The sequence below is a fragment of the Escherichia coli genome (genome assembly GCF_036503815.1).
GTDB classification, from domain to species: domain Bacteria; phylum Pseudomonadota; class Gammaproteobacteria; order Enterobacterales; family Enterobacteriaceae; genus Escherichia; species Escherichia coli_F.
Map to the genome: position 1 here is coordinate 4,177,634 of NZ_AP027764.1, position 12,546 is coordinate 4,190,179.

Annotated in this window: 12 protein-coding genes; 4 read left to right on the forward strand and 8 right to left on the reverse strand. The window is 52.9% G+C overall.

What is annotated here, in order from left to right:
• Positions 1-63: 63 nt before the first annotated feature.
• On the reverse strand, positions 64-2,001 hold the full coding sequence (gene sltY, locus AABJ99_RS19950) for a murein transglycosylase (protein WP_032183156.1): 1,938 nt from the start codon (positions 1,999-2,001) through the stop codon (positions 64-66).
• Between the two features lie 210 nt (positions 2,002-2,211).
• Here sltY and ettA point away from each other — a divergent pair, with 210 nt between their 5' ends.
• Positions 2,212-3,879 (forward strand): energy-dependent translational throttle protein EttA, encoded by a 1,668-nt coding sequence (gene ettA, locus AABJ99_RS19955; protein ID WP_000046749.1) that lies wholly within the window; start codon positions 2,212-2,214, stop codon positions 3,877-3,879.
• A gap of 55 nt (positions 3,880-3,934) precedes the next feature.
• Here ettA and nadS read toward each other — a convergent pair whose 3' ends face one another.
• The 5 genes from nadS to serB all read right to left on the reverse strand — a co-directional run bounded on the left by nadS (position 3,935) and on the right by serB (position 8,297).
• Positions 3,935-4,219 (reverse strand): NadS family protein, encoded by a 285-nt coding sequence (gene nadS / locus AABJ99_RS19960; protein WP_000007436.1) that lies wholly within the window; start codon positions 4,217-4,219, stop codon positions 3,935-3,937.
• A gap of 1 nt (position 4,220) precedes the next feature.
• On the reverse strand, positions 4,221-4,553 hold the full coding sequence (locus AABJ99_RS19965; RefSeq protein WP_000513551.1) for a type II toxin-antitoxin system RelE/ParE family toxin: 333 nt from the start codon (positions 4,551-4,553) through the stop codon (positions 4,221-4,223).
• Between the two features lie 91 nt (positions 4,554-4,644).
• Positions 4,645-5,877, reverse strand: a complete 1,233-nt coding sequence (nadR, locus tag AABJ99_RS19970) for a multifunctional transcriptional regulator/nicotinamide-nucleotide adenylyltransferase/ribosylnicotinamide kinase NadR (protein WP_338387413.1) — start codon at positions 5,875-5,877, stop codon at positions 4,645-4,647.
• 20 nt (positions 5,878-5,897) lie between these two features.
• Positions 5,898-7,280, reverse strand: coding sequence for a DNA repair protein RadA (gene radA, locus AABJ99_RS19975; RefSeq protein ID WP_001029698.1), 1,383 nt, complete (start codon positions 7,278-7,280; stop codon positions 5,898-5,900).
• Between the two features lie 48 nt (positions 7,281-7,328).
• Positions 7,329-8,297: a phosphoserine phosphatase gene (gene serB, locus AABJ99_RS19980; RefSeq protein ID WP_001132956.1), complete on the reverse strand. Its 969-nt coding sequence runs from the start codon at positions 8,295-8,297 to the stop codon at positions 7,329-7,331.
• A gap of 105 nt (positions 8,298-8,402) precedes the next feature.
• Between serB and ytjB the strand changes: the two genes are divergently transcribed.
• The 3 genes from ytjB to AABJ99_RS19995 are packed head-to-tail and all read left to right on the forward strand — an operon-like array spanning position 8,403 to position 10,386.
• Positions 8,403-9,047: a YtjB family periplasmic protein gene (gene ytjB, locus AABJ99_RS19985; protein ID WP_000124615.1), complete on the forward strand. Its 645-nt coding sequence runs from the start codon at positions 8,403-8,405 to the stop codon at positions 9,045-9,047.
• A gap of 27 nt (positions 9,048-9,074) precedes the next feature.
• Positions 9,075-10,091, forward strand: coding sequence for a lipoate--protein ligase LplA (gene lplA / locus AABJ99_RS19990; RefSeq protein ID WP_000105850.1), 1,017 nt, complete (start codon positions 9,075-9,077; stop codon positions 10,089-10,091).
• A 31-nt stretch (positions 10,092-10,122) separates the two neighbouring features.
• Complete coding sequence (locus AABJ99_RS19995) at positions 10,123-10,386, forward strand: helix-turn-helix domain-containing protein (RefSeq protein WP_039020380.1); 264 nt, start codon at positions 10,123-10,125, stop codon at positions 10,384-10,386.
• A 160-nt stretch (positions 10,387-10,546) separates the two neighbouring features.
• Here AABJ99_RS19995 and deoD read toward each other — a convergent pair whose 3' ends face one another.
• A complete protein-coding gene (deoD, locus tag AABJ99_RS20000; RefSeq protein WP_000224877.1) occupies positions 10,547-11,266 on the reverse strand; it encodes a purine-nucleoside phosphorylase in 720 nt (239 codons plus the stop codon).
• Positions 11,267-11,322: 56 nt separating this feature from the next.
• Positions 11,323-12,546 carry a phosphopentomutase gene (deoB, locus tag AABJ99_RS20005; RefSeq protein ID WP_000816471.1) on the reverse strand — a complete coding sequence of 408 codons (1,224 nt, stop codon included), beginning with the start codon at positions 12,544-12,546 and terminating at the stop codon, positions 11,323-11,325.

The following is a 12,546-nucleotide window of genomic DNA, read 5'->3' on the forward strand; positions in this document are numbered from 1 at the left end:
AGCAAAATGCCTCCCCCGGTTGTACTCGCTAAAGAGTACGATAGCATATCATAAACGTGCGGATCAGTAACGACGTCCCCATTCCGTGGCGCTCATCAATGTCGGTTTATCCCCCATGAAATAGCGGTAGTAAGCGTCATAAGCCAGCACGTTCTTCACATAACCGCGCGTCTCGGAGAACGGAATACTCTCGACAAATGCCACTGCGTCGATACGACCAGCGCTGTTGCCGAGCCAGGTGCGCACTCGTCCAGGTCCGGCGTTATAAGCTGCTGAGGCGAAAATACGGTTATTGCCAAACTGCTGATAAACATATTGCAGGTAACTGGTGCCGATGTTGATGTTCGTTTCCGGATCCAGCAATTGCCCAGGGCTGCTGTAGCCAGGAATAGAGAACATCTTCACCGTATGGGTCGCCGTACCAGGCATAATCTGCATCAGCCCGCTGGCCCCTACCGGTGACTTCACTTTCGGATTCCAGGCGCTCTCCTGACGGGCAATCGCCATCGCATAGCTTTGCGGGATCTCCTTACCGCTGGTGTAACGTTTGAAAAAATCGTTGTAGGCCAGCGGGAATCGTTCTTCCAGATGATCCCACAACTTCCCGGCGATCGTCGCCTGAACGCTGAGATCCCACCATTGGTTGTTGAAAGCATACCGTGCCAGCTGTGCCTGCTCTGTTTTTGACTTGCTCTTCACCAGATTGGCCCACTCGCTACGCGCGGTGTTATCGAGATTCCAGTACATCAACTCGCGCACGCGCGCCATCTCCGGCCCCTGAGTCAGGGCGCTGTCAACATTCTGCGGCGCTTTATCAATCTTCAGCTCATACTCTTCGCCGATGCGCTGTGCAGCAACCATCGGGTAGAAACCACGCTGTTGCATGAGTTGATGCAGAATCTCTTTCGCTTCAGCTTCACGTCCGCGTTCCAGCAATAAATCGGCCTGCCAGTAACGCCATTCATCTTTCTCTTTCGCTTCCATCGGCAAACGCGCCAGCCAGGTATTCAGGCCACGCCGATCGCCAGTGCCAAGCGCCATCCGTACTCGGCGTTCAATCAACGAGGTGGATTGCGAGCGCATAATGGCGTCATCGCGCCATTTCGCCTGCTCGTCGGTGACATCGTTGCCCATCAAACGCCAGGCGACGATATCGCGCAGTTCCTGAATCTGATCTTCATTAAGCTGCTGTGCCTGAGCAAGCGATGGAATCATCAGCCGTGCATTTTCAGCATCCTGCCGCGCCACGCTGGCAAACGCCACCGCCGCCATTTGACGGGTAAAATCGGTCGCACCGGTTGTACGCGCGAAGGTCAGTACCGTATTAGGGTTGTTCGCCAGAGAAATAATCGCCGAGGCGATAGTCTGGTAATCAGCAGGCATCTGCCCTGCCAGCACTGTCACCAGGCCTGTGTTACCCGCTTTCATCGCCAGACGGATACGCTCCAGATACGCCAGCGGATCTTGTTTGCCTGACGCACGCCAGACGCTAAATAACTTGTCACAGGCGTTAGGCTGGCTCTTGCCGGTTAGCCACAGCTCTTTCGCCCCTTGCCAGGCTTCTTCACTCTGCCCGGTGTTCCATTTCGCATAGTAGTAATTACATTGCGCTTCGGTAGTTCCGGGCTTTTCCGGGCTAAAGGCTAACAAGCCACGCCAGTCTTCACGCCGCGCCAGTTCATTGACGAAACGAGATTGCAGCGTGCGAGCGGGAGGAAGCGTGGGGTTAGCGCGAACAAAGTTAGTGACCGTCACCGCAGGTTGATTCATCAGATCATCGGTGATCTGGCGGTATTCCAGATAGGGATAAAGTGGATAATCCTTCAGTCCAGGCATCATTTGTTCGACCACATCCATTTGTCGATTATCCCAGGCCTGCTTAATTTGCGCGTAACGGCTACGCTGCTCATCCAGTGAGTCGGCTCGCGCCACGCTGCTGACCGTCAGCAGACAGACACCGACAGCCAACAGCCGCCAGGTAACGTGTTTGGCTTTTTCCACAAGCGCATCCTCTAAGTGTCAATACATCAATGCAGCGTCATGCCGCGTAATAGATTTATGCTAACCAGTCATTGCCGTTTACGCCACGTTACGGACACTTTTTTACTTTTACTGCGAGGGTGATCGACCGGCTGGGATTAGATAAGGAAACAGGCTACACTTCGCCTTTGAAAACTCATCATCACGATAAACATAGAGGCGAAGTCCAACGTGGCTCAATTCGTTTATACCATGCATCGTGTCGGCAAAGTTGTTCCGCCGAAACGTCATATTTTGAAAAACATCTCTCTGAGTTTCTTCCCTGGGGCAAAAATTGGTGTCCTGGGTCTGAACGGCGCGGGTAAGTCTACCCTGCTGCGCATTATGGCGGGCATTGATAAAGACATCGAAGGTGAAGCGCGTCCGCAGCCAGACATCAAGATTGGTTACCTGCCACAGGAACCTCAGCTGAACCCGGAACACACCGTGCGTGAGTCCATTGAAGAAGCGGTTTCTGAAGTGGTTAACGCTCTGAAACGTCTGGATGAAGTCTATGCGCTGTACGCCGATCCGGATGCCGATTTTGACAAGCTGGCCGCTGAACAAGGCCGTCTGGAAGAGATCATTCAGGCTCACGACGGTCACAACCTGAACGTTCAGCTGGAGCGTGCGGCGGATGCGCTGCGTCTGCCGGACTGGGACGCGAAAATCGCTAACCTCTCCGGTGGTGAGCGTCGTCGCGTGGCGTTGTGCCGCCTGCTGCTGGAAAAACCAGACATGCTGCTGCTCGACGAACCGACCAACCACCTGGATGCCGAATCCGTAGCGTGGCTGGAACGCTTCCTGCACGACTTCGAGGGCACCGTGGTGGCGATTACCCACGACCGTTACTTCCTCGATAACGTTGCAGGCTGGATCCTCGAACTTGACCGCGGTGAAGGTATTCCGTGGGAAGGTAACTACTCCTCCTGGCTGGAGCAGAAAGATCAGCGTCTGGCGCAGGAAGCTTCACAAGAAGCAGCGCGTCGTAAGTCGATCGAGAAAGAGCTGGAGTGGGTACGTCAGGGAACTAAAGGCCGTCAGTCGAAAGGTAAAGCACGTCTGGCGCGCTTTGAAGAGCTGAACAGCACCGAATATCAGAAACGTAACGAAACCAACGAACTGTTTATTCCACCTGGACCGCGTCTGGGCGATAAAGTGCTGGAAGTCAGCAACCTGCGTAAATCTTACGGCGATCGTCTGCTGATTGATGATCTGAGCTTCTCGATCCCTAAAGGGGCGATCGTCGGGATCATCGGTCCGAACGGCGCGGGTAAATCAACCCTGTTCCGTATGATCTCTGGTCAGGAACAGCCAGACAGCGGCACCATCACTTTAGGTGAAACGGTGAAACTGGCATCTGTCGATCAGTTCCGTGACTCAATGGATAACAGCAAAACCGTTTGGGAAGAAGTTTCCGGCGGGCTGGATATCATGAAGATCGGTAACACCGAGATGCCAAGCCGCGCCTACGTTGGCCGCTTTAACTTTAAAGGGGTTGATCAGGGTAAACGCGTTGGCGAACTCTCCGGTGGTGAGCGTGGTCGTCTGCATCTGGCGAAACTGCTGCAGGTTGGCGGCAACATGCTGCTGCTCGATGAACCGACCAACGACCTGGATATCGAAACCCTGCGTGCGCTGGAAAACGCCCTGCTGGAGTTCCCGGGCTGCGCGATGGTTATCTCGCACGACCGTTGGTTCCTCGACCGTATCGCCACACACATTCTGGATTACCAGGATGAAGGTAAAGTTGAGTTCTTTGAAGGTAACTTTACCGAGTACGAAGAGTACAAGAAACGCACGCTGGGCGCAGACGCGCTGGAGCCGAAGCGTATCAAGTACAAGCGTATTGCGAAGTAATGCGTAAAATGCCGGATGCGGCGCGCCAGCATCGCATCCGGTAATAGTTAAATGATTAATGGGAGGCAAGTTCCCGGAAAAAGGCAGGATTTTCTTTAATTGTGGCAAGTACTTTTGCAGCCAATCCCGTAGGATTTCTTCGCTTCGATTCCCAGCTTTTAATGGTATCCACACTGGTTCCCAGAGCTTTTGCCATCTCACTTTGCGAAACGTTGAGTTGCTCACGAATAGCTTTAACATCCGCAATTTCGTAGCGGGTCACCCGTGCAGGTTCTTTTAAACCTTGTTTAATCTCGACAGCCTCTTCCAGAGAGGTTTTCAACTCATCAAAAAAACTCATTTTATACCTCACCTTTGAGCAGTTTCGTCAACTTCTTTAGTTGAGCTTTTTCCGTATCTGTCAGACTGTCTTTGGCATTCTTCGGATAGGCCATAATCAAATAAATAATCTCTTCCGTCGCCAGAAAGTAAATTATTCTGACACTACCACTTTTTCCCTGTGAACCCGCAGCCATTCGGACTTTACGCAATCCACCAGTCTGCTGAATGAGATCACCTTTATCGGGAGTTCCGATGAGTTCTTTTTGCAATTCCTTTAATTCATCATCGGTTGCAATCTGCTTGATCTGACGCGTAAACATTGGCGTCTCTATAAATATTATCGCCTTGCCCATTACCCCTCCCTGGCAGGTACATTGTACACCAAAATGGAGTACTAAGTACACTTTTGAATCAGTAATATCACTCAACATCTTATAAAGATGATTATCCCTGCTCCCCCATCATCTCCCGCACCAGCTCCACACAGCGCAGGAAACGGCTGTCGTAATCGTCCTCTTCAACCCGCACAAATTCGATATTGTTCTCTTCCAGCATCTCCACCAGCAAGTTCTGGAACTCTTTACGATCCACCGAACTGCCGAGGCTGCGTAAACCATCCGCCACCCACGGCGTGTTGTTCTCCAGCAGAATCACCAGATCAAAACGGTATTCATCGATCATCGCCTGTACGAACGGATGCTCGCGCCCTTCGTACTTTTTGCAGAACGCCTGAGTTGTCACAAAATCGGTGTCGATAAACGCCACTTTATTGGCATATTTTACTGCAAAATCAATATATTGAGCGTGTCCAAGTGCGATTTTATCGTAGTCGGAATACTGCAATGCAATCTCATCGCCGCCAAGATGCGAAAAGACATAATCGCGACCATATTCCCATGCACTGGTAGTGTTGAAGATATTGGCAAGTTTGTTTACCAGGGTGGATTTACCGCTCGATTCGCCGCCAAGGATCGCCACGGTGCGCACAAAGAACGGCTTCACTTCGGTAGGAATATATTCCCAGTAGCGGAACGGATTTTCGCGGATCTGCGCACCACTGATACTCATAAAAGTACGTTTCGGATCGACCAACACCGTTTCGATCCCCAGATGTTCCATATACTGCGGCGCGTCGGCTTCTTCCGAGGTGTAGATCAGATCCGGCTGGATCCCTTTTTCAGCCATAAACTTTTTGATGCCGTTGCTCCACACATCCCAGCCATGCGGATACGGCTCCATGCCCTCTTCGTTGAAAGCATGAATGCGAATATTTTTCTGATATTTAAAAGTTTGCAATAACCAGCGCAGACGATCCGGCACCGTTGGCTGCTGCGACATGGCGCTGTCTTCGAACAGTGCGCGGTCACGGGTATCGTCAAAGCCCATAATGATATGCAGCTCGTCAACCTGACTACAGGCACGCTGGATAAGGTAGATATGTCCGGTATGCAGCGGGTAAAACTTACCGAATACAACACCAATAGTTTTCTTCTGCCGGGGAAATTCAAGTCCCAAATAACGGTGCAACGCCTCCAGCTTTTGCGCGCTGGGGCTTTTAATTTTGGCATTCAGTAACTGGCTTAAATACCCTTTGGTCATACCGCTGGCATCAGCCACCTGCTGTAGCGTACAGCCCTGTTGCTTGATGGCAGTTTTCAGATAATCAAATGACGACATATCTCCCTCCGTATCTCTCATTATAAGTCGTCGAACACGCTAAGCGCGTCGGAGAGTTTTTTAACGCCAAAAATCTGCATCCCTTCCGGCGCTTTTTTCGGCACGTTGGCTGCCGGAACAATCGCCCGCCGAAAACCATGTTTCGCCGCTTCAGAAATCCGCTCCTGGCCGCTGGGCACCGGGCGGATCTCCCCTGCCAGCCCGACTTCACCAAACACCACCAGATCCTGCGGTAGTGGTCTGTCGCGCAGGCTGGAAACCATCGCCAGCAGTAACGCTAAATCGGCACTGGTTTCGGTTACCTTCACGCCACCGACCACGTTAACAAACACATCCTGATCGGCCATTTGCAACCCACCGTGACGGTGAAGCACCGCCAGCAGGATTGCCAGACGGTTTTGCTCCAGCCCTACTGCGACGCGGCGTGGATTCGCCATCATCGAGTGATCGACCAGCGCCTGAATCTCCACCAGCAACGGACGCGTTCCTTCCCATACCACCATCACTGAACTACCAGAGGTCACTTCATCGCCGCGGCTTAAAAAGATGGCGGAAGGGTTGCTAACTTCACGCAGCCCCTGTTCAGTCATCGCGAAGACGCCCAGCTCATTCACCGCGCCGAAACGGTTTTTATGGCTGCGTAAGGTGCGGAAACGGGAGTCGGCATCGCCGTCCAGAAGCACCGAGCAGTCGATACAGTGTTCCAGCACTTTAGGGCCTGCCAGCGAACCATCTTTGGTTACGTGCCCCACCATGACAATCGCCACGCCACGCGTTTTGGCGAAGCGCGTCAGATAGGCCGCCGTTTCACGCACCTGTGCCACGCTGCCAGGCGATGACTGAACATCCGCCATATGCATCACCTGGATGGAGTCAATAACCATCAGCTTCGGTTGCTCTTCTTCGGCAATCAGGCAGATCTGTTCGATGCTGGTTTCCGACAACATATTGAGATTGTCAGTCGGCAGGCCGAGGCGATGAGCGCGCATTGCCACCTGTTGCAGCGACTCTTCGCCAGTGACATATAGCGTTTTCATCTGCTGGGCCAGTTTGCACAGCGTTTGCAGTAGCAGCGTGGATTTCCCTGCGCCTGGATTACCGCCAATCAGAATGGCGCTTCCCGGCACCACCCCACCGCCTAATACGCGGTCGAACTCTTTAAATCCGGTTGAAAAACGCGGCAACTCCTCAAGGCTGATATCGGAAAGTTTCTGGACTTTTGCCACCCCGGCGCTACCGGCATAGCCACTGAGACGCTCGTTACGCGCCACCGTTGGCGACGCAGCAAGACGCACCTCGGTGATGGTGTTCCAGGCATGGCAGGCGCTGCACTGCCCCTGCCAGCGCGGATAATCTGCCCCGCATTCATTACAAACAAAGGCGCGTTTTGGAGCTTTTGCCACGGTGTACCTCGTTAATGCTGTGCCGCCCGCAGGATGACGGGCGGACAATTACTTCTGATTCAGGCTGCCAGAGAGGATGCAGAATACCCCCATCAGGTCAGCGTGACGGATGGTGACTTCCGTCTTTTCATTCACTTTTGGCTTGGCATGGTAGGCAATCCCCAGACCTGCCGCTTTGATCATCGGCAGGTCGTTGGCACCATCGCCAATCGCCACGGTTTGCGCCAGCGGGATTTCATACTCCTGCGCCAGGCGGGTCAGGGTTTTCGCTTTATACTGAGCGTCTACAATGTCGCCAATCACATTACCGGTAAATTTACCGTCCATGATCTCCAGTTCATTGGCTACTACAGCGGTCAGGCGCAGCTTATCGCGCAGGTATTCGGCAAAGAAGGTAAAACCGCCGGAGGCAATCGCCACTTTCCAGCCCAGCGTTTCCAGCTTGAGTACCAGTTGCGTTAAGCCTGGCATCAGCGGCAGATTTTCACGCACCTGTTGCAGAATATTGGCGTCAGCGCCTTTCAGCGTCGCCACGCGGCTGCGCAGGCTGGCGGTAAAATCGAGTTCGCCGCGCATCGCCCGCTCGGTTACTTCCGCCACCATCTCGCCGGTTCCGGCCAGTTTGGCAATTTCATCGATACATTCAATCTGGATGGCGGTGGAATCCATGTCCATCACCAGCAGACCTGGCGTGCGCAGATGCGGAATTTTCCCCAGCGGCGCGACATCCAGTTGTGCTTCATGGGCCAGGCGCGTAGCCCGGGCGGTAAGCGAACCTGCCAGACGAATCACCTGATAATCTTCCACGCACCAGGCGGCAACAATCACCATCGCTGCGCCCAGTTTGCTTTGGTACTGGGTCAGGCGTTGTTTATCCAGCCCACGACCATACAGCAGCCAGCCGCTACGACCTGCGTGGTAATCCAGTGGCATCACTTCATCACCACTTAATGAAAGAGGCAGACCAGGCCATAAAGAGACATCTTCAGGCAGGTCGCACCAGGTAATGTTAGGCATTAAGGCTCCTGTAAAATCGTTCGAAGCAGGGAAAATAACGCATGAGGCTACCTTGTATCCATTGCTTCTGGCAACATTAAGTCTCAAATTTTCAAAGGGTGGAAGATGGCTCGCACAAAACTGAAATTCCGGCTGCATCGGGCAGTGATTGTCCTGTTCTGTCTTGCCTTGTTAGTGGCGCTGATGCAGGGGGCATCATGGTTTAGTCAAAACCACCAGCGACAGCGTAATCCGCAGCTGGAAGAACTGGCCCGCACCCTGGCGCGGCAGGTGACGCTGAACGTTGCGCCGCTGATGCGTACCGACTCGCCGGATGAAAAACGTATTCAGGCGATCCTCGATCAGTTAACGGATGAAAGCCGCATCCTCGACGCGGGCGTGTATGACGAACAAGGCGATCTTATCGCCCGTTCTGGCGAAAGCGTCGAGGTGCGTGACCGGCTGGCGCTCGACGGTAAAAAAGCGGGCGGCTATTTTAACCAGCAGATTGTCGAACCCATTGCAGGGAAAAATGGTCCGCTTGGCTATCTGCGCCTGACGCTCGACACCCATACGCTCGCCACCGAAGCTCAACAGGTGGATAACACCACTAACATTTTACGCCTGATGTTGTTGCTCTCGCTGGCAATCGGCGTAGTGCTGACCCGCACGCTGCTACAGGGTAAACGCACCCGCTGGCAGCAATCCCCCTTCCTGTTAACCGCCAGCAAACCGGTGCCGGAAGAGGAAGAAAGCGAGAAAAAAGAGTGACCCATTACTACAAGAAAGGAAATCGTTATGTCCACATTACGCCTGCTCATCTCTGACTCTTACGATCCGTGGTTTAACCTGGCGGTGGAGGAGTGTATTTTTCGCCAGATGCCCGCCACGCAGCGCGTTTTGTTTCTCTGGCGCAATGCTGACACCGTGGTGATTGGTCGCGCGCAGAACCCGTGGAAAGAGTGTAATACCCGGCGGATGGAAGAAGATAACGTTCGCCTGGCACGGCGCAGTAGCGGTGGCGGCGCGGTGTTCCACGATCTCGGCAATACCTGTTTTACCTTCATGGCTGGCAAGCCGGAATACGATAAAACGATCTCCACCTCGATTGTGCTCAATGCACTGAACGCGCTCGGTGTCAGCGCCGAAGCGTCCGGACGTAACGATTTGGTGGTGAAAACCGCCGAAGGCGACCGTAAAGTCTCAGGCTCGGCCTATCGCGAAACCAAAGATCGTGGCTTCCATCACGGCACCTTGCTACTCAATGCCGACCTTAGCCGCCTGGCAAACTATCTCAACCCGGATAAAAAGAAACTGGCGGCGAAAGGCATTACGTCGGTACGTTCCCGCGTGACCAATCTGACCGAATTGCTGCCGGGAATTACCCATGAGCAGGTTTGCGAAGCCATAACCGAGGCCTTTTTCGCCCATTATGGCGAGCGTGTAGAAGCGGAAATTATCTCACCGGACAAAACGCCGGACTTGCCGAACTTCGCCGAAACCTTTGCCCGCCAGAGTAGCTGGGAATGGAATTTCGGACAGGCTCCAGCGTTCTCGCATCTGCTGGATGAACGCTTTACCTGGGGCGGCGTAGAACTGCATTTCGACGTCGAAAAAGGCCATATCACCCGCGCCCAGGTGTTTACCGATAGCCTCAACCCCGCACCTCTGGAAGCCCTCGCCGGACGACTGCAAGGCTGCCTGTACCGTGCGGATATGCTGCAACAAGAGTGTGAAGCGCTGTTGGTTGACTTCCCTGAACAGGAAAAAGAGCTAAGGGAATTATCGGCGTGGATGGCAGGGGCGGTGCGGTAACTCGCTGATTAAAATATCCAGGGAAGGAAATATGATCGATCTGAAGAACCAGGAACGGGAGATTATCAATTTAATGTTCAGCCAGGGTATATCCTGGCTAACCGCCGTGCGTATCAGGCATAAACTATCACTTGCTGAAGTTAGTAAAATGTTGGGTATCTCGATTAATTCTCTAAAACAAATCGAAAAGACGGAACGGCTTAGTTCAAACATCAAAAACAAAATGGCAGGAATTTATGGTTGTCCGCCAAAGTTGCTGATATGCCCTTACTGGATGACGGCTGAACATAAATGAATAGATTCGTGAATAGATACTCGAATGGATTTAATTTTCTATCTATATGAAAAATAATAGTAAATCTATAAATCAGTTGCTATTGATGAATAAATACTAAAAAGCCGGAGCGGTCTCCCGCTCCGGCTTCACACGACAATCGCCTTTCAGCGAAACACAATTACTCTTTATCGCCCAGCAGAACGGATTCCAGTGCGATTTTGATCATGTCGTTGAAGGTGGTCTGACGCTCAGCGGCAGTGGTTTGCTCGTGAGTGCGGATGTGGTCAGACACGGTGCAGATGGTCAGGGCTTTCGCGCCAAACTCTGCAGCCACGCCGTAGATACCAGCCGCTTCCATTTCCACGCCGAGGATGCCGTATTTTTCCATCACGTCGAACATTTCGCCGTCCGGAGAGTAGAACAGGTCAGCGGAGAACAGGTTACCAACGCGAGCATCAATGCCCAGTGCTTTAGCTGCATCTACCGCGTTACGCACCATGTCGAAGTCAGCGATAGCGGCAAAGTCATGGTCTTTAAAACGGATGCGGTTAACTTTGGAATCGGTGCAGGCACCCATACCAATCACTACGTCACGCAGTTTTACGTGCGGCAGAACTGCGCCACAGGAACCAACGCGAATGATTTTCTTCACGCCGAAATCGGTGATCAGTTCTTTAGTGTAGATGGAGCAGGACGGGATACCCATACCGTGGCCCATTACAGAAATTTTGCGGCCTTTGTAAGTACCGGTGAAGCCCAGCATACCGCGAACGTTGTTCACTTCACGAGCATCTTCAAGGAAAGTTTCAGCAATATACTTCGCACGCAGCGGGTCGCCTGGCATCAAAACTACGTCAGCGAAATCGCCCATTTCTGCATTAATGTGTGGAGTAGCCATCATTTTATCCTTTTTGTGACATATTAAAGGCGGAGTCACTGCTCCGCCCAAATCCATCAGAACATGGCTTTGCCATATTCCATATCAGAAGTACCAAAATATTTTGCCAGAGTCTGGCCGATATCCGCGAAAGTTTCACGGTGCCCCAGCGAACCCGGTTTTACTTTCGGGCCGTAAACCAGTACCGGAATGTGTTCACGGGTATGGTCAGTACCGGTCCAGGTCGGATCACAACCATGGTCAGCAGTGAGGATCAGGATGTCGTCATCGCGCAGCAAAGACATCAGCTCTGGCAGACGGCGGTCGAACAGTTCCAGACCCGCAGCATAACCGGCAACGTCGCGACGGTGACCCCAGGAAGAGTCGAAGTCAACGAAGTTGGTGAAGACGATGGTGTTATCACCCGCTTCTTTCATCTCTTTGATGGTGGCGTCAAACAGCGCGTCCAGGCCGGTCGCTTTCACTTTTTTGGTGATGCCGCAGTTAGCGTAGATGTCTGCAATTTTACCGACAGAAACCACCTGGCCGTGTTTTTCATCAACCAGTTTCTGCAGCACGGTCGGTGCTGGCGGTTCAACAGCCAGGTCATGACGGTTACCGGTACGCTGGAAGTTACCGGCTTTGTCGCCGATAAACGGACGAGCGATAACACGACCGATGTTGTAGCCGCCGTTGGTCAGCTCTTCACGGGCGATTTCGCACAGTTCGTAGAGTTTATCCAGACCGAAAGTTTCTTCATGGCAAGCAATCTGGAACACTGAGTCAGCGGAGGTATAGAAAATCGGCTTGCCGGTTTTCATGTGCTCTTCGCCCAGCTGATCCAGAATGACCGTACCGGAAGAGTGGCAGTTACCGAGGTAACCCGGCAGATTAGCGCGCTCGACCAGTTTATCCAGTAGCTCTTGCGGGAAGCTGTTTTCGTGATCGGAGAAGTATCCCCACTCAAACAGAACCGGGACACCGGCGATTTCCCAGTGACCAGACGGGGTGTCTTTACCGGATGACATTTCGTGCGCCCATGCGTACGCGCCGATAACTTCAGCGTTGCCGTCCATTCCCGCCGGAATGAAACCGGTAGAACCTTCGTGTGCTTTCGCCAACCCCAGACGGGTCAGATTTGGCAGATTGAGCGGGCCTTTACGACCATTATCAGCTTCGCCTTTGGCACAAGCTTCTGCGATATGACCCAGGGTGTCAGCCCCGACGTCACCAAAACGTTCTGCATCTTCTGTAGCGCCGATGCCGAATGAGTCCAGCACCATAATAAATGCACGTTTCAT

What these genes read in the sequence shown, in the direction of transcription:
- serB (WP_001132956.1), bottom strand. Translation starts at nt 8,297, where the DNA reads ATGCCTAACATTACCTGGTGCGACCTGCCTGAAGATGTCTCTTTATGG.
- nadR (WP_338387413.1), bottom strand. Translation starts at nt 5,877, where the DNA reads ATGTCGTCATTTGATTATCTGAAAACTGCCATCAAGCAACAGGGCTGT.
- deoD (WP_000224877.1), bottom strand. Translation starts at nt 11,266, where the DNA reads ATGGCTACTCCACACATTAATGCAGAAATGGGCGATTTCGCTGACGTA.
- nadS (WP_000007436.1), bottom strand. Translation starts at nt 4,219, where the DNA reads ATGAGTTTTTTTGATGAGTTGAAAACCTCTCTGGAAGAGGCTGTCGAG.
- ytjB (WP_000124615.1), top strand. Translation starts at nt 8,403, where the DNA reads ATGGCTCGCACAAAACTGAAATTCCGGCTGCATCGGGCAGTGATTGTC.
- lplA (WP_000105850.1), top strand. Translation starts at nt 9,075, where the DNA reads ATGTCCACATTACGCCTGCTCATCTCTGACTCTTACGATCCGTGGTTT.
- deoB (WP_000816471.1), bottom strand. Translation starts at nt 12,546, where the DNA reads ATGAAACGTGCATTTATTATGGTGCTGGACTCATTCGGCATCGGCGCT.
- AABJ99_RS19965 (WP_000513551.1), bottom strand. Translation starts at nt 4,553, where the DNA reads ATGGGCAAGGCGATAATATTTATAGAGACGCCAATGTTTACGCGTCAG.
- AABJ99_RS19995 (WP_039020380.1), top strand. Translation starts at nt 10,123, where the DNA reads ATGATCGATCTGAAGAACCAGGAACGGGAGATTATCAATTTAATGTTC.